Genomic DNA, 18,101 nt, shown 5'->3' on the forward strand with positions numbered 1-18,101 from the left:
AAATGGGGTTATGCGAAGTGCCCTGCGCGGCGCCCAGCGCATGGCCGAGATCGGCGCCGGGGCCGATGCCGCCTGGAACGTGGGCGCCCTCGAGACCTTGCGCGAAGCGGTCGCCGCCCAGGGGCAGCGATCGGGCGCCCGCTGGGCCGATGCTCTGTCGAGCAGCGTTCGCCCAGTCATCACGTATTGGTTCATGGCGCTGTACTGCGCTGCAAAAACGGCCGCCTTCGTTGCTGCCATTGAGGGCGGTGCCGACTGGGGCGTCGCCATCGTCCACGCATGGACCGATGCCGACCAAGCCCTGTGGGCCGGCGTGCTGAACTTCTGGTTCCTCGGGCGCGTGTTCGACCGGGTGCGACCGTGATCGACGTACCACAAACAGCCATCGAGCTGGCCAAGCGCTTCGAGGGATTCGAACGCAGGGTCAAGCGTGGAGTCGAGATCGCCGCCGTCCCCTACATCTGCCCCGCAGGTTTCTGGACGATTGGGTACGGCCATCTCTGCGATCCAAAGCATCCCCCGATCACGGAGGCTGAAGCCGAGGTCTATCTGGTCCGCGACCTCCAATCGGCACTCGCCGCCACGCTGCGCTACTGCCCGGTGCTGGCCACCGAACCCGAGAGCAGGCTCGCCGCCATCGTGGACTTCACGTTCAACCTCGGCGCGGGGCGGCTGCAGACGTCGACGCTACGGAGGCGAGTCAATCAGCGCGACTGGCCCAGCGCCGCAACCGAGCTGCGGCGCTGGGTCTTTGGCGGTGGCAAGGTGCTGCCGGGGCTTGTCACGCGGCGGGAGGCCGAGGCGACTTGCCTGCTCCGCGCCGCCTGATAGACCGGGTCGACTCGATCAAATCCCCGGTTGCAGCTCCACACGCACTTCGCGCGTTTTGCCGGCCCGTTCCACTGACAAGACCACCACATCGCCGACCTTCCTGTCGTCTAGCCGCGCGAGCAGCTTAGCCACATCGTCTGTCGCCTTGCCATCAACACCGATGATGCGGTCGCCGGGCACGATGCCTTGCGGCGTGACTTCGACACCCGCGAGGCCGGCCTTGTGCGCTGCCGAACCAGGGGTAACACGCAGCACGAACACGCCCTTGCCTCCAGTCAGCGCCAGCAGGCGCTGATTGAGTTGTTCGTCCACCTCAATGCCCAGCGCCGGACGGATGTACTTACCAGTCTTGATGAGTTGCGGGACTACGCGCATGACGGTGTCCACCGGCACGGCGAACCCAATCCCGGCCGAGGCGCCGGAGGGGCTGTAGATCGCCGTGTTGATGCCGATAAGCCGACCGGCCGAATCGAGCAGGGGGCCGCCCGAGTTGCCGGGGTTAATGGCGGCGTCGGTCTGAATCAGGTGATCAATGGCCGGGCCGCCCGCTTCTCCCGGTAACGAGCGGTCGAGCGCGGAGACGATGCCGGTGGTGAGCGTCCAGTCCAGGCCAAAGGGGTTGCCGATAGCAAACACCTTCTGTCCCACCTTGAGGTCGGCGCTGGTGCCGACCGGCACGGCAGGCGGGCGTTTGAAGCCGACGCCGATTTTGAGTACGGCGATGTCGTGTGCTGGGCTGGCCCCCACCAGCGCGGCCTGGTAGTCGCGGCCATCGGCGAGTTTGACGGTGGCTTCGGACGCGCCCTGGATGACGTGGAAGTTGGTGACGACGTGGCCGGCGTCGTCCCAGATGAAGCCCGATCCCGTGCCACGGGGCACGGAGAAGACATTGCGCGTCCAGACGTCGCGCACCAGCTGCGCGGTGGTGATGTAGACCACCGAGGCGCGTGATTTTTCGAACAGTTCGATGGTGGCCTTTTCGTCCGCCGCCAAGTCGCCGCGCGCCGTCACGGTGCGCTCTGCCGCCTCGCGCGGACTGAACCATGCCTCGATGGCGGGCAGGAACTGCCACAGCAGCATGAGCGCAGCAATGCAGGCGGTGATGAAGAGCCAGCGCCGGATGAAGGGATCCGGTGCGGGGCGTGGGTACGGGTCAGGGTAGGCCATGAGAAGTCTCCTGTTGATAGACAATCAGCGCCATAGCCCGCTCGGGCGCCAGCGCGGCGGGCGCGGCGTCACAGCGGATTCCGGCAAGAAATGGGGCGCGTGAAACGGCAAGGCTGTTGCTGGTCCAGGCGCCAACGTCAGCAGGCGTGAGATGCGATCTTGCGTTGCCGGATGCGTGCGCAACCAGGAAGGCTCGGGATTGCCCCATCCCGGCCACAGCCAGGCACGCCAGGAGCGGCTGACCCGCTCGATTTTCGCCAGCGCGGACGCCAGCCCTTGCGGGTCGCCGGTCAGTTCCGCCGCGAGGCGGTCAGCGTCGAACTCACGCACGCGAGACAAGCCGAGCTGTGCGAGCAGGGCCAGCTGGGGCGAGGCGGCCAGCAGAAGCAGTCCAGGCCAATTGACCGCCACCGCGCCGGCCAGCAGTGCGGGCAAGCTGAACACAATAGCGATCTGTCCGACCATAGCCAGCAGGCTCGTGAGGCGACTGACGGAATCCGCCAGCCCCATGACACGCATATCCTCATTAGCGATGTGCGCGACCTCGTGCGCTAGCACACCCGCCAGTTCGCGCGGACTCAGGTTGCGCAGCAGGCCATCGGTGAGGGCGATCGATGCATGCTGCTTCGAGCCGGTGGCGAAGGCGTTGACGACGGCACTGGGCACGTAGTGCGGCACCGGCGTGGCGGGCAAACCGGCACGGGCGGACAGCTCGCGCAACAGGGCCCAAATTTCCGGGGCTTCGTGCGGGCGCAAAGCCCGTGCGCGGTACAGGCGCAAGGTCAAGGCGGATGCGGCTGCCGGTTCCAGCAACAACGTGCCTGCAACTGCAAACAGCGCGAGCCACAGGCCGCTTTCCCCGAACAGCAGGCTTCCTGCGGTGGCTGCGATCCCGATCAGGGTCAGGACCAACAGCCCGGTCTGCAGGCGGTTGAGCCAGCGGTGTTGCAACAACGCCGCGCGGGTCACTGGGATGATGACGGGTCATGCTCAGATGTCTCGGCGGCACGGTCGTCGCGCTCGCGCATCAGCCAGTAAGTGACACCGAGCGCCAGTGTGGCTCCTGCAAGCGCGGCGATCTTGCCAGGGCTGGCCTCGGGGTCGAGGACCACGAACTTGCGCGCCAGCGCGATCAGGCCGATGAGGATCACGGTCTTGACCTGGATGATGCTGTCCCGACGCGCCGCCACGCGCACGATGGAATGCTTGAACTCCATCGCGATCAAGAGCGTCATGATCATGCCGAACACACTCTGGAATACCTTGTGATCCAGGGGATTGAAGGCATCGAGGACCAGCAGCGTGAAGACGATGGCGATGAGCTGGAACAGCGACACCACGATGATGACGGCAATTACCGCCGACAGAACGAGGGCGACGACCTGCTCGAAGCGCTCGTAAACTGTCATCAACCGCCACTGGGAGCGCATCTCGTCAAAGGCCGTGTGGCCAGATTCTTTATGCATAAGCGTTGCGCTCCCTCTTTCAATGAAACGTTAATGGAACGGGGAGTCCGAGAAAACGACTCGATTGCACCTGAATCATCGGGGCAATTGCGAAGCCACCCAGCGCATAATGTCCTGCGCGCCCATGGCGCCCGCCTGACGTGCAACCTCATGTCCCCCTCGGAACAAAATCAGGGTTGGAATGCTGCGGATGCCGAACTGCGCGGCCAGGTGGGGTTCTGCCTCGGTATTGACCTTGGCCAGCCTGACCCTGGGTTCGAGCTGGCGCGCCGCTTGCTGGAACTGCGGGGCCATCATCTTGCACGGCCCGCACCAAGGTGCCCAGAAATCGACCAACAGTGGCAGGTCGCTGCGCTCCACGTGGCGCGAGAACGTCGCCGTGGTCAACTCGATGGGTTCGCCCGTGAACAAGGGCTGCTGGCAGCGGCCGCAGTTGGGATGTTCCGATAGCTTCGCAGTCGGTACGCGGTTGATGGACTGGCAATGCGGACAGACGAGGTGAAGATCATTCTTCATGGTTCGCCTCCTTGGACCACAGTGAGGCTGCCGCGCTTCGGGTCACAGACAATGCCGACCAATCAACGCCTTGGAGCCAATCGTTCCCGTCTTTGCTTACTCCGGCCTCTTCCAAATGAGCAGCGATGAACGCTTCGGCCTGCATGAGCCACCTTTGGACAGTATCTTCCTTACCAGGAATCAGCAGGATTTCACAGACGCTGCTGGCATCCAGCCCATCCACACGGATGAGTAGAAAAATGCGCCGCCACAAACGCGGCATGTCCTTCAGCAGATCGAATGCAAAAGCGAACTCGCTCGACCGATCAACTAGCTCCTCCTGTTCCGCGATCGTTGCGGCGTCGGGATGCTGACTGTCAGCGATGATATCGGCCAGCCTGAGTGTGTCGTCGGGCTGATAAAATTCGAAGACTTCCTCTTCCACCATGGCCTCGGCGACGTCCTGGGCATCCGCTTCGACCGGCGCGTCCAGAGAAACGAATTCGCCAAATTGCCGGCTGTTTGCCACTTCGTTATCCAGGACGGCGAACAGATGCTTCAGAAGACCGACGTAAGCCGCTTTTTCTTCCGGCACGGATTGCCATTCCACCTCAGCTTGGAGAATCGCTTCATCCACCACGTCGCGCAGCGTCGGATAATCACGCGGCAAATCGCCGACGGCACGCAGATAAGCCAGCTCACGCCTTGCGACAGCCTCAAGTTTCGACAGTAGAGGCATTCGGGTCACTTTGGCCTCATGGGCGGCTGACGCGGGTTTTGCGGCAATCCGCACCTTGAGCTCGCGCAAGCGCTCGCGTCGTGCTTTGCGCTTGATCTGGTCCTGAGCATGCAGCCGGTCAAAATGCTTCTTGGCCTGACGGAACAACGACTGTGCGAGCATCTGCGCGAGGGGCGTCAGCTCGTCATGTGATGCAGTAACGCTGACAATCTTTTTGCCGGGCAGGTGCATATAGCCACTGGCCAGAAATTGCCGCTTGGTCTTGTCGCGATCAAGGACGATTTGAAGTCGCACTGAATCTTTAGTGTGTTTGTCGAGCAATGGCTTGAGGGCGTGCTCGATCACATTTCCCAAAGCTCTCTGCCATGGTTCATGAAACTCTTTGTCGATAGCTCGATAGCTATATTGCATCTGCATGTATGACTCCTTTAATGTCATTTCTATGGAGGCACGAACCGAAAATGCTCACATCCATAGAATTTAGTTTGACCCGCTCTTATCCCTGGCGCGTTTTGCGAAGACGCCAACTCAAGAACAAAAGCGTGACACCATAGACTGCCGCATAGAAGCCCAACAGCCAGCCTGCGGCCAGGAATGACTCGACCGGACGGGAAAAAAATATCCACAAGACGATAGCGCCAAGGACAATCGAGAGCAGTCCACTGAAGGCAAGCCAGATTTCACCCTTGATTTCCCGACGCAGCCGAACGGCGGCGGATATCTCCAGCACACCGGTGAAAATCGCCCAGAAGCCCACGCTAGCCCATAAAAAAGAAGCCAAGACTATCGTGGCGACCCAAGGAGCAACCAGGACGACGACGCCCGTAAGTATGCCGACAATGCCGCTGAACAGCAGCCAGCCCCAGCGCTCTTTTTTCTGGATATGGCGCACCGCTGCAACCAAGTTGAAAGCGCCATTGACCAAGGAAAATGCGCCGAACATGATGGTCATGGCCAACAGAGCCGATTGTGGCATCCAGAACGCAAGGGCTGCGAAAATCAATGCCAAGACACCGCGCAGCGCAAAAAGCCACCAATTCTGGCTCAGCGAACACAGTGCTTTGGTGGGGTCATCCGCATTGGAATTGGCGATGGTGTCTGTGTTCATGCAATATCTCCTAAAGATCTATACGAAATGAAAAATCAAACACTCATGGGACAAGAGAGGGGGCGCTATGCGCCCCCTCTCCAGGGGTTTCAGAACAACTTGGACAGTTTTGCCTTGACTTCATCGAGCCAGCCTTTTCCGCCGCCTCCCCCAGCCGTCTTTTGCTTGACTTTCTTGAGTTCAGCATACAGGGGCTCAAAGTCCTTCTTCTTTCCATAGCCCAGCAGTTCTGCCATTTCCAACTGCTGCCGCGCTTCGTTCAATAATGTCGCCAGGCGCTCATTGGACGCTTCGCTCCGCTGACCATCTTCTACCAAGGGCTCGGCGCGCTTCAGGAGCAGCTTCGCACGCAGGACGGGCAGCGGAAGCACGCTGCGCTCCTCGACCAGCGTGCTGAGCGCTGACTGCAGCGCGGCTTTGGCTTCTTCGATCTTGCCCTGATCGATCAGCGGCACGACTGCCTTCACGGCTGCGGGATAGGACGCCAGAGGGATGTTGGTGACCACGATCACGATTTCACTGGCCAGCAAAGCCAGCACGTGACGTGCCTGTTGCACCTCGCCATGTTTGAGGGCATCCAGCGCCTCGTCGATCATCGCCTCAATGGTTTCCGTGTTGGCGAACAAGTCGTGCACGATGGTGCGCACATCAACGGGGGCCAGGGCGAGCGTGGGTTCGCGCGCGACGATCAGCTCCAGCTTTCCCGTCACTTCGGCCAGCATTGCCACTGCGCGTGCAGTGTCCTTGCCGTCAAGTGCGGCCAGCGCGGATTTGGTCAGCGACAAGGCCGAGACGGCCTCATCGAGGACTTGTTTACGTTTGTCTGCCGCCTGCGAGTCCGTTTCCTTCTGAACCTCAGGCTGTACCTCCGTGACGACTTCAGGCTTGGCCTCTGGACTGACAGGAAGGCTGCTTACCGCGGCCTGTTCGTTTATTTCTTTGTTCGTCGCATTGGGATTCGATGTTTGCTCATTCATGGTGATATGCCTCGTATGAGTTAGTGAAAATAGGTGTAGGGTTCCGGACGATTGCATAGATCCTTCGCGTCGTGCACTCTTCGTTAGTCGCGCAGTGATGCGAGAGCTGATCGACAACCTCCGGAGCGCTCAACCATGATTATTCGCCTACACAAAAACGCCACCACAACCCCCGCCACCCGCGCCTACATCCAGTCCTCGTCCTTGTCGGTTGCGGCCTTGGCAGCCGAGTTGGGCGTATCCGAAGACACCATCCGCCGCTGGAAGCGTCGGGACTTTGTGGAAGATCGCCCGCATACCGCGCATCGTTTGCAGACGACGCTCACCCCGGCGCAGGAGCTTTTGGTGGTGGAGCTGCGCAAGACCCTCCAGCTACCCCTTGACGATCTGCTGGTGGTCACACGGGAGTTCATCAACCCCCGGGCCTCACGTTCTGGGCTGTATCGTCTGCTCAAGCGCCATGGCCTATCCCAACTGCCCAGTGAAGCCAAGGATGCGCCTGCTTCCAAGCCATTCAAGACCTACATGCCGGGCTACCTGCACATCGACGTCAAGTACCTGCCGCAGATGCCCGACGAACATCAGAGGCGTTATCTCTTCGTCGCCATTGACCGCGCCACCCGTTGGGTCTTCATCCAGATTAAGCCAAACAAGACCGCAGCCGCGGCCAGAAGCTTCCTGAAGGCCTTGCACAAGACCTGCCCGGTCAGAATCACGCACATCCTCACCGACAACGGCAAGGAGTTCACGGATCGCCTCTTCGCCTCAGGCGCGCGCGCACCGTCCGGGAAGCACGAGTTCGATCAGCTCTGCCAGGCCCTTGGCATCGAGCATCGCCTCACCAAGCCCAGACACCCTCAGACCAATGGCATGGTCGAACGCTTCAACGGCCGTATTGCCGAGGTCCTTGCCACCCATCACTTCAACAGCGCCGAGGACCTCGAGACTACCTTGACCCGTTATGTTTGGCTGTACAACCATCATTTACCCCAGAAGGCAATCGGACACATAACACCTCTGGAGGCCTTGAAAAAGTGGTACCCTCAACGCCCCGATCTTTTCATCTTCAAACCACGTAATCGTCCGGGACCTGACAAATAGGCGAATCTATTGGGGCTGACTGCGAACATCGGGAGACTGACCGACCGAACAGTCGGCCCCTTCATCACCTCAAAACAGCTTTTGGAGGCGCGTCTTCAACTCGTCGAACCATCCCTTGCCGCTTTTGCCACCAGCCGACTTTTGCTCAATGGACTTCAGCTGATCGAAGATGGGCTTGAAGTCCGCCTTCTTGCCATAACCCAGGATCTGCGCCATCTCGAGCTCCGTGCGCACGTACGCAAGCAAGGTGCTGAGCTCCTCGTTCTGCTTGGCATCGCGCTTGTCGGTCTCGGCCAGCTTTTCAGCTTTTGCTATCGCGGCTTCGGCCCGTAGCACGGGCAGAGGGAGTACAACTTGGGTGACCACCAGCGTGTTCAGTGCTCGGGCGAGCTCTGCTTTGGCTTCGTCGATCTTGCCGCTGTCGATGAGCCGTGCGGCCGACTTGATCGCTGCCGGGTACGTTGCCATCGGCAGGTTGTCGGTTTCGATCACGATTTCGCTGGCCAGATTGGCGACGATGGGCCGGGCCTTTTGCACCTCGCCATCACCCAACAATTCCCGAGACAACTTGACCGCTTTCTTCACCGATTCCACGTTGGCGTGGATATCGTGGGTGATGACGCGTACATTGACCGGCGCCAAAGCAAGTTTGGCGTCGCGTGCCAATACCAGTTCCAGCTTTCCGCTGGCCAGTTCCAGCGCAGCGAGCGCGTCCTTGGTCTTCTTTGCATCAAGGAGGATCAATGCCTCATGGGTCTTGGCCAGCGCAGTGATTGCATCTTGGGAGAGTTCGGCGCGCTTTTTCGCGGCTTCCCGGGCGACCTTGTCATCTACCTGTGGCTGCGCCGCCTTGGATGCGGCAGAGGGTGCTGCAGCACCTGGGCTAGAACCTGCCGCTGATTGGGCCAGAGCCGGTCCGCTCAGTCCGACGACGACCGCCAGGGCAAGTGCGGAGAAGATGTATTTTGGCTGTTTGATATTCATGATCTTGGGCTCCTAATTAAAGTTAGTTGACTGAGATTTCAATCTGTTTCGGTTTGGCTTGCTCGGCCTTGACAAGCCGCACTTCCAGCACGCCGTCTTTCATGGAAGCCGTCACCTTGGTCGGATCAACGTTGTCAGGCAAGACAAAGCTGCGCACAAAGCGGCCATACGCACGTTCGATGCGGTGGAACTTCTTGCCCTGCTCCTCTTTCTCCAGTTTGCGCTCGCCGCTGATGGTGAGCACACCGTTTTCCGCGCTGACGCGCACGGCATCCTTGGGGACCTCCGGCAGATCCAGTTTGAGGATGAATGCGTTCTCATCCTCGCTGATGTCCACCATTGGTGCCCAGTCCGCCGTGGTCATGGCTTCGTTGCCGGTACGGGCGCCCTGTCGCTGGGGTATTCGTCCGAACATCGTCGCCAGGCGGTTTTGCAATTCATCCAGTTCCCGGAAGGGGTCCCACGGAGTCAATGCAGACATATCGGTTCTCCTTGAACAATGCCGACGAATTGGATGACGCACCGAACAGAGCCGTCGGTTTACTCTGAATGGCACCTACTACTGTTTTCAGTTCCGAACAAGTCCTTGAGTCAATTGACGGATATCGCTTTCGTCGAGCGTTTCCCGCGCCAGCAGCTCGCGCGCGCAGCGCTCCAGCACTTCTCGGTTAATTTCGAGAATTCGGTATGCACGATCAAACACACCCATCACGATGTCACGGATGGCTTGGTCGATGCGTGTCTGAGTCGATTCGGCCACCCGGCAACCGCCGTGGGCCAGTTCAGGTGTATCGAGAAAGCGGGGCCGCTGCGCCTCGAAGGCGATGTAGCCCAGGCCCTCGTCCATGCCAAAGCGGGTGATCATGTCACGGGCGATGTCGGTGGCTCGCGCCAGATCGTCCGCCGCCCCGGTAGACAACTCGCCGAACACCAGCTTTTCGGCGGCACGCCCGCCCAGCAGTACGGCGATCTTGTGCTCGAGATCGGTACGCGTCATCAGGAAGCGGTCTTCGGTGGGGCGCTGCAAGGTGTAGCCCAGCGCGCCGATGCCGCGCGGGATGATCGATATCTTGTGCACGGGGTCGGTGCCGGGCAGCGCCAGCGCCACCAGCGCATGGCCCATCTCGTGATAGGCCACGGTTTCCCGCTCCTTGGGATTGAGCACGCGGTTCTTCTTCTCCAGGCCCGCCACGATGCGCTCGATGGCGGCGGTGAAATCCTGCAACTCCACGGCGGATGCTTTGCGCCGGGTCGCGGCCAGCGCGGCCTCGTTGACCAGGTTCGCGAGGTCTGCACCCGAAAAGCCCGTGGTCAGCGCGGCTACCTGTTCGAGGTCTACATCCTGGGCCAGCGTCACCTTCTTGACATGAACCTTCAGGATGTCCAGCCGCCCCTTCTTGTCGGGCCGGTCCACCAGCACCTGACGGTCGAAGCGGCCGGCGCGCAGCAGCGCCTGGTCGAGGATTTCGGGGCGGTTGGTGGCGGCGAGGATGATCAGCCCGACCGAGCTGTCGAAGCCGTCCATCTCCGTGAGCAGTTGGTTGAGGGTCTGCTCGCGCTCGTCGTGGCCGCCGATGGGGCCGCCGACGCCGCGCGCGCGGCCCAGCGCATCGAGCTCGTCGATGAAGATGATGGCCGGCGCCTGCCCGCGGGCCTGCTCGAACAGGTCGCGCACCCGCGCTGCACCCACGCCGACGAACATCTCGACGAACTCCGAGCCGGAGATGGAGAAGAACGGTACCCCGGCCTCGCCCGCCACGGCCTTGGCCAGCAATGTCTTGCCGGTGCCCGGTGGGCCGACCAGCAACACGCCCTTGGGAATGCGCGCCCCGAGCCGTCCATACTCCTGCGGATTCTTGAGGAAATCGACGATCTCAACCAACTCCGCCTTGGCTTCATCGACGCCAGCGACATCGGCAAAGGTCACGCCAGTGTTCTTCTCCATGAATACCTTGGCACGGCTCTTGCCGATGCTCAGGAAGCCACCCATGCCCTGCTTCTCGGCGAAGCGGCGGAACAGGAAGAACCAGACGCCGAAGAAGGCCACCGCCGGCAGAATCCAGGAGAGCACATCACGTAGCCAGGTGTTTTCCACCACCCGCGCGTAAGGCACGTCGTACTTGGACAGCCGCTCGGCCAGGTCGGGTTCGACGCGAGTGGCCACGATGGTGGTCTTGCCCTGGCTGTCCGGCGATTTCAGGCGCCCGGTGACCGTGCGGTCCGACACCAGCACTTCGGCGATGCGCCCCTCGGCCAGCGCCTTCTCGAATTCGCTGTAGGGCACGGGCTCGACGGTCTTGGCCGCCTGCCAGTAGTTCTGCAGCGTCAGCAGCAACAGGCCGGCGACGATCCAGTAGCCGATGTTCCATTGATCTTTCTTTTCCATGGGCAATGTTCCTCGCAAGTCGTGTCGCTAGAGAATGGGGGTGAACAGACGGGCCACCCCGTCGCGCAAGCGGATGGCCAGAGGGCGGGCGCGCAACGCCTTCGCCGATATCTCGCCCGACGCATCACGGGCGGCATCAAAAAGGGATTCCAGCCGCGTAGACAGCGCGGTGTCGTACACCTCCACATTAAACTCGAAGTTGAGGCGCAGGCTGCGCGCATCCCAATTGGCCGAACCCAGGCAGCACCACTGGCCGTCTATCAGCATCAGCTTGCTGTGGTCGAACGGGCCAGGCCGTTCGAAGATGCGCACACCGTGCTCCAGCACCTGCCAGTAGTGGGCGCGCGCGGCCCATTGCACCGTGGGATGGTCGCCGTTTGCGGGCGTCAGCACCTCGACGCGCACGCCGCGCAACGCGGCCGTGCTCAGCGCTGCGATCATCGGCTGATCGGGCACGAAGTAAGGTGTCCAGATGCGCACCGAATGCTTCGCCGCGCTCAAAGCGCCCATGAAGGTCCAGCGCATCCTGTCCAGGGCCTCATCGGGACCGGCCTCGATGCCGCGCGCCCAAGAGGTTCCTTGCTCATCAGCCGTTGCGGGCGGTTCGCCCCAGAAACCCTTGCTGAGCCGCTCGCCCGTGGTATCGCACCAATCGTCGGTGAAGCACCGCATCAGATGCGCAACCACCGGCCCGCGCAGACGAAAGTGCAAATCGTGACAGGCCTGCTCCGGCGCATCGGGCCGCCAATACGGGCTGAAGATGTTCATGCCGCCGGTGAAACCCGTCTCGCCATCGATCACCAGCAGCTTGCGGTGATTGCGCAGATGCGCGGCATGCAGGCGCGCGGGAATCAACGTCGGGTTGAACGCCGCCGCCGGAACACCGGCGCGTTGCAAGGCGCGGTAGGCGCTGCGGAGCCTCCAGCGGGCATAGACGTCGTCGATCAGCACCCGCACTTGCACGCCGCGCTCATGAGCCCGGCGCAGCGCATCGACGAACTGCGCCCCGATGCCTTGGCTGTCGAAGATGTACGAAGCCAGCGCGACGCTGTGCCGCGCCGACTCGATGGCAGCGAGCATGGCCGGGTAGGCCTGCTCGCCATCGACGAGCGGCTCGATGCGGTTGCCGCCGGTCAGCGACTGGCCGGTGGCGCGTCCCACCAGGTGCGCCAGGCCGGCAAGCGGTGGCGATACAGCCTCGGGCACCGTGGGCGAGAGATCCTGCCGAACAGCAGGATCTGCCCCCGGGAAGAGCCGCCGCGCGCGCCGCTGGTAGCGGTTAATACCGAACAGCAAGTACAACAGCGAACCGCCCAGCGGCAACAGAGCGATCAGCAGCACCCACAGCGTGGCCGAGCGCGGGTCACGCTTGTAGATGACCGCGTGCCCTGCCGCCGAAATGGCGACCGCAAGCGACACGAGGGCGGCTGCCCATGTCAGCCCGTTGGGGTCGGACACAACAGCCTCCCCATGACTCAAGATTCGCCGCCCGCTGACTTCTTCTTGCGCGCAGGCTTGCTCGCGTCGCTCGGCGGCGTCTCGGCCACGTTCGCGGCATCAGGCTTTTCAGGCTCGGCCGGCTTCGCGGGTGGCTCCTGGCGCTCGAAGACCACCCGTTCGGCCTTGTCGTCCCAGCGGGCGCTGACGTGATCGCCCTTGCCGATACCGCCACCCAGCATCTCGCGCGCCAGCGCGGTTTCCAGCTCGCTGCGGATCAGCCGCTTGAGCTCGCGCGCGCCGAACTCGGGTTTGTAGCCTTCCTCCGCGAAGTGGTCGATCAAGGTCTGGTCGAAGGTCAACGTCACGCCCTGACTGGCGGCGTTGCGGGCCACACGATCGAGCTGCAGGCCGACGATATGGCGGATCTCCTCCTTGCCCAGCGCATGGAAGACGATGATCTCGTCGATGCGGTTGAGGAACTCGGGGCGGAAGTGTCCGCGCAGCACGTCCATCACCTCGGCCTTGGTCTTTTCGTACTCCTCGCCGGCGGCGCCACGGGCCTTCAGCCGACGCTGGATGATGTCCGAGCCCAAGTTCGAGGTGGCGATGATGATGGTATTGGTGAAATCCACCACCCGGCCCTTGCCGTCGGTGAGCCGCCCGTCGTCGAACACCTGCAGCAGGATGTTGTAGACGTCGGGGTGAGCCTTCTCGATCTCGTCCAGCAGCAATACGCTGTAGGGCTTGCGACGCACCTTCTCGGTGAGCTGGCCGCCCTCGTCATAGCCCACATAACCCGGAGGCGCGCCCACCAGGCGTGCCACGGTATGGCGTTCCCCGTACTCGGACATGTCGATGCGCAGCAGCGCACCTTCATCGCCATAGATGGACTCGGCCAGCGCCTTGGCGAGCTCGGTCTTGCCCACGCCGGTCGGCCCGAGGAACAGAAAAGTCGCCACCGGCTTGCTGCCTTCGCGCAGGCCCGCGCGCGCCAGACGCACGGCATCGGCCACCGCGCGCACCGCTTCGTCCTGGCCCACCACGCGCTCGTGCAGCCGCTGCTCCAGATGCAGCAGCTTCTCGCGTTCTTCCACCGTCAGCTCGTTGACCGGAATGCCGGTCAGGCGCGAGACGATCTGCGCAACATGCTCTGCCTTGACCTCGGCGCTGCCGGAGGCGCGCTCGCGTTCCCATTCCTCGACGAGCTTCTTGAGTTCGGCCTCCTTGGCCTCGATGCGCTTGCCCAGCTCGGCGGCCTTGTCGTACTGCTTGCGCGAGGCCACATAGTCCTGCTCACGCCGCAGCTGGTGCAGTTCGGACTCCAGCTCTTGCACCGCCACCGGGCGGGCCGTGGCCGACAGCTTCACGCGTGCGGCCGCCTGGTCGAGCAGGTCGATGGCCTTGTCAGGCAAAAAGCGCGCGGTGATGTAGCGGTCCGACAACTCGGCGGCGGCGATGATCGCATCCTCGGTGATGCTGACCTTGTGGTGCGCCTCGAAGGTGTCGCGCAGGCCGCGCAGGATCATAATGGTCTGCGCCACGGTCGGCTCGGGCACCATCACCGGCTGGAAGCGACGCTCCAGCGCGGCGTCCTTCTCGATGTACTTCTGATACTCGTTGAGCGTGGTGGCGCCGATCAGGTTCAGTTCGCCGCGCGCCATCATCGGCTTGAACACGTTGGCCACGTCCAGCCCGCCTTCGCCGCCACCCTGGCCGGCACCGACGATGGTGTGCACCTCGTCGATGAAGAGAATCAGCTCACCCTGGTGCTCGGTCACTTCCTTGAGCACCTTCTGCACGCGCTCCTCGAACTCGCCGCGGTACTTGGCGCCGGCCACCATGGCATTGATGTTGAGTTCCACCAGGCGCTTGTCGCGCAGCGTCTAAGGCACTTCGCCGGCCACCATGCGCTGCGCCAGCCCTTCGACGATGGCGGTCTTGCCGACGCCGGGCTCGCCGATCAGCACCGGGTTGTTCTTCTTGCGCCGGGCCAGCACTTCGATGGTCGTCTCGATCTCCTGCGCGCGGCCGATGACCGGATCGAGCTTGCCCTCGCGCGCCATCTTGGTGAGGTCGCGCGAATACTTGTCGAGTTCCGGCGTATTGGTCGGCGTCTCGGCGCGGCCATCCTCGGCCCCCTTGCCGACCACCTTGCTTACCTGCTGGCGCAGCGCTTGCGGCGTGAGGCCGTAACGGCGCAGCAGGTTGGCCGCCAAGCCTTCGCCTTCCTCGGCCAGGCCAACCAGGAAATGCTCCGGCCCGACGTAGGAATGGCTCAGCTCGTTGGAGGCCACGAAAGCGCGGCTGAGCGCGTCCTTGACCCGGGGCGACACGCCGATCTCGCCCTCGAACGGCTTGTCGCCGCGCTTGGCTTCGGATTCGATCTGGCGCTTGAGGTCATCGACCTTGATCTTGAACTGCCCCAGGATGGTCTTGACCACGTCGCTGTCGGATAGCGCCAGCAGCAGGTGTTCGGTATCGACTTCGGCGCGCCCGAACTCTGCAGCGTGTCGGGCGGCCTCCTGCAATAGGGCCTCGGACTGTTCGCTGATACGGCTGGCGAGCCCACTGCCGCGACGGCGCGCGGTGCCCGTACCGGCCGGGGCGGGTTCGCCGAACGAGGCATCGACGACCTCGTCGGTATCGGCCGCCATGGACGGTGCGTCGTCACCGATGCGGAAGAAGTCGCTGCCAAGGAAGTCTTCGAACAGCCCGCTGCGCAAGCCGAACAAGGCTTCCAGCGGTGAGACGGTGCGCTTTTGCTGGCGCACCAGTTGGCGATAGTGACCGTCACACAACAGCATGGTGCTGTGGCGACCATTGAGATTGGTTTCCACCCGCACTGTGGCGGGCTGGCCGCAGACTTGGCATTGTTTTCTGGCCATGCTGATGCTCCTGAGAGGGTTAACTGGGCGAGGCACCGCCGATCACGGTGCCTCATCTCTTTGTGGTTTTTGAGAAAAACGCGCTGCTCCGCGTCAGCCGTTGATCGGGATCGAGCGCCCCTGCTTGGGCGCACTGGCCTCGCGCTTGTCCATCGTGATCGTGAGCACGCCGTTCTTGAAAGCGGCCTTGATCGTGTCCTGGTTGGCATCGGCCGGCAGGTTCAGAATGCGCTGAAAGCTGCCGTAGGAGCGCTCCACCCGGTGGAAACCACCGTCTTTCGTTTCCTGCTCCTGACGCTTTTCACCGCGCACCAGCAGCACGTCGTTGTCGAGCGTGATCTGGATGTCTTTTTCCTCGACGCCGGGCAGTTCCAGGGCGATCTTGTACTGCTTGTCGGTTTCCTGGATGTCAAGTGCCGGCTTCAGCAGGCCCGGCCAGTCCGACGGCCACCGCGGCATGGCCAGCGCCGGAAAGCCGAAGCCTCGAAACGCATCATCAAAGAGGCGGTCGATCTCGCGATGCAATTGCAGGATGGGACTGACGGGACCGCCTGCCACCGGCAGGTCATTGCGCTGCACGGGCAGAGAGGCAGTGCTCTGTTGTTCTTCCTGCTCCTTCTTGAACCAGTTCCAGGGAGCCAACTTCTTGAAATCAATGTCCATGTCACACCTCCAGAAGAAAAATTGAAGACTCTCGCTCACTCCGCTTGCCTGCGGCGACGGACAGCACGCCCAGGCGACACGGAGTGTTCCGCTGACTTTGGCTGCTCATCTGTGCGTATCCCCTCCTTCATTCTGCCTGCTTGGATCTGATCATTGATCCATCGATCGATTTCACTTTGACGAAACCGCCACGTCCCGCCCACCTTGAAGGCCGGAATCTCCCCGTGCGCGGCGAGCCGGTAGAGCGTCCGCTTGCCGACCTTTAAGTAGGCAGCCAACTCGTCGAGTGTGAAGATCGCCTGCTGGCGCGCTGTCATACCACCCCCACAAGTTCCGTCGTCACGCGGCCTCGCTCGAGGAAGTTCTTGCAAGACTTTGCAAGATATTGCGCCTAAACATGCCGAAAGTCAAGAGTCAACATCCAGCGACCTGCTGGCCGATTGATGTGACTCAAGGGCACTTCTCGAAACCTCCCTAACCGTTGTCGCCAGTGAGCCGGCATGATGTCGCCCATGATCACCCCGCGCATCAAGCCCTCGTCTTTCTGGCGTCACCAGCCTGGCGCTGACCTGTTCGTGCAGGACCAGCGCCAAGCCAAGCTCGGCGGCTTCATCGCCAACCTGGCAGCAATGGACGAACTGATCGACTTCGCGGCCATTGCCGCCCGGGTCGACACCGCCTGCCCTCGCGCTGACCGTAGCAAAGGCGGGCGCCCGCCGTACCCCACCGAGGTGATGGTGCGGCTGCTGTTCATCCAGTCGCTGTACAACCTCAGCGACGAGGACTGCGAGTACCAGGTGCTGGACCGCATGAGCTTGCCGCACTTCTGCCGCCTGGACGCAGCACTGCACATCCCCGATGCGCGCACGCTGTGGAGTTTCAAGCAGCGCTTGGCCCAAGGGGGACTGGGCGGGCGCGCCATCTTCGAGGCGGTGAGCCTGCAGTTGCAGCAGCACGGCTACATCCCGCGCGGCGGGCAGATCGTGGATGCCAGCATCGTGCAGGCACCGCTCACCCAGGCGAACAAGGACGAGCGCGAAGCGCTCAACGAAGGCCGCAGGCCCGAGGGCTGGAATGCCAAGCGGCTGCAGCACACCGACCGCGACGCGCGCTGGACCAAGAAGCACGGCAAGAGCTTCTACGGCTACAAGGTGCACGCCAACGCGGACGCGCGCTACAAGCTGATCCGCCGGGTCAAGGTCACGCCGGCCAATGTCGATGACGGCCAGACGCTCAAGGAGGTGCTGGACCGCGCCAACACCGGCGCGCGGCTGCTGGCCGACCGAGGCTACGACGCGCAGACCAACCGCCAGTTGCTGCAGGCCCACGGGCTGCGCGACGGCATCGCGCGGCGTGCCAAGCCCGGGCAGGAGCGGCGCGTGCGACTGGACGCGCGCAACAAGGCGATCAACCGCGTCCGCGCCAGAGGCGAACATGTGTTCGCCGGCCTCGAGCAGTTGGGCGGCAAGTGCGTGCGGGCGATGACGCTGGCGAGAAACGAACTGGCGATCCTGCTGAAGTGCGCGGCGTACAACGCCAAGCGGCTGGTCTGGCTGGTGCGCCATGACCCGTGCGGGTGTGCGCGATGAAGGGAGAGGTGCGCCCGCTGCAGCCTGCAAACGCCGTTTTGCAGGGCCTCGGGTGCCCGCCAAGGCTGCGATGACGGGGCCTGAGCGGCACCGAGAACCCCGAACTGAACGACGCGAGCGCCCTCATGCCGGTTCAGCCTTCGGAAATGGGGTTATGCGAAGTGCCCGTAGGGCTGTGTGACCCCCATCCTGCAGCGTGACCTGATGGCTCTTCGTCATTTCGTGTGGAACCCAACAGTCACAATGACTCCTGGTCGTCGAGCCCGGTGG

15 protein-coding genes and 3 pseudogenes are annotated in these 18,101 nt (G+C 62.6%); 4 read left to right on the forward strand and 14 right to left on the reverse strand.

The window, feature by feature from the left end; translation table 11 throughout:
* Nucleotides 1-19 precede the first annotated feature (19 nt).
* Nucleotides 20-364: pseudogene (locus tag ACPYIS_RS02460) on the forward strand (hypothetical protein); the annotation flags it as partial.
* Nucleotides 361-828, forward strand: a complete 468-nt coding sequence (locus ACPYIS_RS02465; RefSeq protein ID WP_395141924.1) for a lysozyme — start codon at nucleotides 361-363, stop codon at nucleotides 826-828. The pseudogene ACPYIS_RS02460 and the gene ACPYIS_RS02465, both read left to right, overlap by 4 nt.
* Nucleotides 829-846: 18 nt before the next feature.
* Here the strand turns inward: ACPYIS_RS02465 and ACPYIS_RS02470 are convergent, their stop codons facing one another.
* The 7 genes and pseudogenes from ACPYIS_RS02470 to yfdX2 form a co-directional block, all read right to left on the reverse strand.
* The gene (locus ACPYIS_RS02470) at nucleotides 847-1,998 is read right to left on the reverse strand and encodes a S1C family serine protease (RefSeq protein ID WP_395141922.1); all 1,152 of its coding nucleotides are present in this window, start codon (nucleotides 1,996-1,998) and stop codon (nucleotides 847-849) included.
* A 24-nt stretch (nucleotides 1,999-2,022) separates the two neighbouring features.
* A pseudogene (locus ACPYIS_RS02475) lies at nucleotides 2,023-2,986 on the reverse strand (zinc metalloprotease HtpX).
* A complete protein-coding gene (locus ACPYIS_RS02480; protein WP_395141918.1) occupies nucleotides 2,964-3,464 on the reverse strand; it encodes a phosphate-starvation-inducible PsiE family protein in 501 nt (166 codons plus the stop codon). Before ACPYIS_RS02480 ends, ACPYIS_RS02475 begins: the two are co-directional and overlap by 23 nt.
* 75 nt (nucleotides 3,465-3,539) lie before the next feature.
* A complete protein-coding gene (trx-GI, locus tag ACPYIS_RS02485; protein ID WP_424859289.1) occupies nucleotides 3,540-3,980 on the reverse strand; it encodes a heat resistance system thioredoxin Trx-GI in 441 nt (146 codons plus the stop codon).
* The gene (locus ACPYIS_RS02490; RefSeq protein ID WP_425973830.1) at nucleotides 3,970-5,115 is read right to left on the reverse strand and encodes a hypothetical protein; all 1,146 of its coding nucleotides are present in this window, start codon (nucleotides 5,113-5,115) and stop codon (nucleotides 3,970-3,972) included. The genes trx-GI and ACPYIS_RS02490 overlap by 11 nt, the downstream gene beginning before the upstream one ends.
* A gap of 79 nt (nucleotides 5,116-5,194) precedes the next feature.
* On the reverse strand, nucleotides 5,195-5,806 hold the full coding sequence (gene hdeD-GI / locus ACPYIS_RS02495; RefSeq protein ID WP_425973832.1) for a heat resistance membrane protein HdeD-GI: 612 nt from the start codon (nucleotides 5,804-5,806) through the stop codon (nucleotides 5,195-5,197).
* Nucleotides 5,807-5,895: 89 nt separating this feature from the next.
* Nucleotides 5,896-6,783 (reverse strand): heat resistance protein YfdX2, encoded by an 888-nt coding sequence (yfdX2, locus tag ACPYIS_RS02500; protein ID WP_425973834.1) that lies wholly within the window; start codon nucleotides 6,781-6,783, stop codon nucleotides 5,896-5,898.
* Nucleotides 6,784-6,918: 135 nt separating this feature from the next.
* On the opposite strand from yfdX2, the gene ACPYIS_RS02505 reads away from it, so the two are divergent.
* Entirely contained in the window at nucleotides 6,919-7,884 is a 966-nt protein-coding gene (locus ACPYIS_RS02505; RefSeq protein ID WP_424895139.1) for an IS481 family transposase, read from the forward strand.
* 69 nt (nucleotides 7,885-7,953) lie between these two features.
* Here the strand turns inward: ACPYIS_RS02505 and yfdX1 are convergent, their stop codons facing one another.
* From yfdX1 to ACPYIS_RS02540, 7 genes and pseudogenes are all read right to left on the reverse strand, one after another.
* A complete protein-coding gene (yfdX1, locus tag ACPYIS_RS02510; protein ID WP_424859294.1) occupies nucleotides 7,954-8,868 on the reverse strand; it encodes a heat resistance protein YfdX1 in 915 nt (304 codons plus the stop codon).
* Between the two features lie 22 nt (nucleotides 8,869-8,890).
* Nucleotides 8,891-9,349: a small heat shock protein sHSP20-GI gene (hsp20-GI, locus tag ACPYIS_RS02515; protein WP_395141910.1), complete on the reverse strand. Its 459-nt coding sequence runs from the start codon at nucleotides 9,347-9,349 to the stop codon at nucleotides 8,891-8,893.
* A gap of 87 nt (nucleotides 9,350-9,436) precedes the next feature.
* On the reverse strand, nucleotides 9,437-11,254 hold the full coding sequence (gene ftsH, locus ACPYIS_RS02520) for an ATP-dependent zinc metalloprotease FtsH (protein ID WP_424859295.1): 1,818 nt from the start codon (nucleotides 11,252-11,254) through the stop codon (nucleotides 9,437-9,439).
* 27 nt (nucleotides 11,255-11,281) lie between these two features.
* A complete protein-coding gene (cls, locus tag ACPYIS_RS02525) occupies nucleotides 11,282-12,712 on the reverse strand; it encodes a cardiolipin synthase (RefSeq protein ID WP_425973836.1) in 1,431 nt (476 codons plus the stop codon).
* Between the two features lie 17 nt (nucleotides 12,713-12,729).
* A pseudogene (gene clpK, locus ACPYIS_RS02530) lies at nucleotides 12,730-15,579 on the reverse strand (heat shock survival AAA family ATPase ClpK).
* Between the two features lie 93 nt (nucleotides 15,580-15,672).
* Nucleotides 15,673-16,242 carry an Hsp20/alpha crystallin family protein gene (locus ACPYIS_RS02535; RefSeq protein ID WP_425973837.1) on the reverse strand — a complete coding sequence of 190 codons (570 nt, stop codon included), beginning with the start codon at nucleotides 16,240-16,242 and terminating at the stop codon, nucleotides 15,673-15,675.
* A gap of 35 nt (nucleotides 16,243-16,277) precedes the next feature.
* On the reverse strand, nucleotides 16,278-16,559 hold the full coding sequence (locus ACPYIS_RS02540; protein WP_425973839.1) for a helix-turn-helix domain-containing protein: 282 nt from the start codon (nucleotides 16,557-16,559) through the stop codon (nucleotides 16,278-16,280).
* 195 nt (nucleotides 16,560-16,754) lie between these two features.
* On the opposite strand from ACPYIS_RS02540, the gene ACPYIS_RS02545 reads away from it, so the two are divergent.
* Complete coding sequence (locus tag ACPYIS_RS02545; RefSeq protein WP_425973841.1) at nucleotides 16,755-17,831, forward strand: IS5 family transposase; 1,077 nt, start codon at nucleotides 16,755-16,757, stop codon at nucleotides 17,829-17,831.
* The last annotated feature ends 270 nt before the right edge of the window (nucleotides 17,832-18,101 follow it).

This window comes from Tepidimonas sp. HKU78 (assembly GCF_049860815.1).
Lineage (GTDB): Bacteria > Pseudomonadota > Gammaproteobacteria > Burkholderiales > Burkholderiaceae_C > Tepidimonas.

Bases quoted from the DNA above. Each gene is read 5' to 3' on its own strand.
- ACPYIS_RS02470 (WP_395141922.1), bottom strand. From the start codon at position 1,998: ATGGCCTACCCTGACCCGTACCCACGCCCCGCACCGGATCCCTTCATC.
- ACPYIS_RS02480 (WP_395141918.1), bottom strand. From the start codon at position 3,464: ATGCATAAAGAATCTGGCCACACGGCCTTTGACGAGATGCGCTCCCAG.
- trx-GI (WP_424859289.1), bottom strand. From the start codon at position 3,980: ATGAAGAATGATCTTCACCTCGTCTGTCCGCATTGCCAGTCCATCAAC.
- ACPYIS_RS02490 (WP_425973830.1), bottom strand. From the start codon at position 5,115: ATGCAGATGCAATATAGCTATCGAGCTATCGACAAAGAGTTTCATGAA.
- hdeD-GI (WP_425973832.1), bottom strand. From the start codon at position 5,806: ATGAACACAGACACCATCGCCAATTCCAATGCGGATGACCCCACCAAA.
- yfdX2 (WP_425973834.1), bottom strand. From the start codon at position 6,783: ATGAATGAGCAAACATCGAATCCCAATGCGACGAACAAAGAAATAAAC.
- ACPYIS_RS02505 (WP_424895139.1), top strand. From the start codon at position 6,919: ATGATTATTCGCCTACACAAAAACGCCACCACAACCCCCGCCACCCGC.
- yfdX1 (WP_424859294.1), bottom strand. From the start codon at position 8,868: ATGAATATCAAACAGCCAAAATACATCTTCTCCGCACTTGCCCTGGCG.
- hsp20-GI (WP_395141910.1), bottom strand. From the start codon at position 9,349: ATGTCTGCATTGACTCCGTGGGACCCCTTCCGGGAACTGGATGAATTG.
- ftsH (WP_424859295.1), bottom strand. From the start codon at position 11,254: ATGGAAAAGAAAGATCAATGGAACATCGGCTACTGGATCGTCGCCGGC.
- ACPYIS_RS02535 (WP_425973837.1), bottom strand. From the start codon at position 16,242: ATGGACATTGATTTCAAGAAGTTGGCTCCCTGGAACTGGTTCAAGAAG.
- ACPYIS_RS02540 (WP_425973839.1), bottom strand. From the start codon at position 16,559: ATGACAGCGCGCCAGCAGGCGATCTTCACACTCGACGAGTTGGCTGCC.
- ACPYIS_RS02545 (WP_425973841.1), top strand. From the start codon at position 16,755: ATGATCACCCCGCGCATCAAGCCCTCGTCTTTCTGGCGTCACCAGCCT.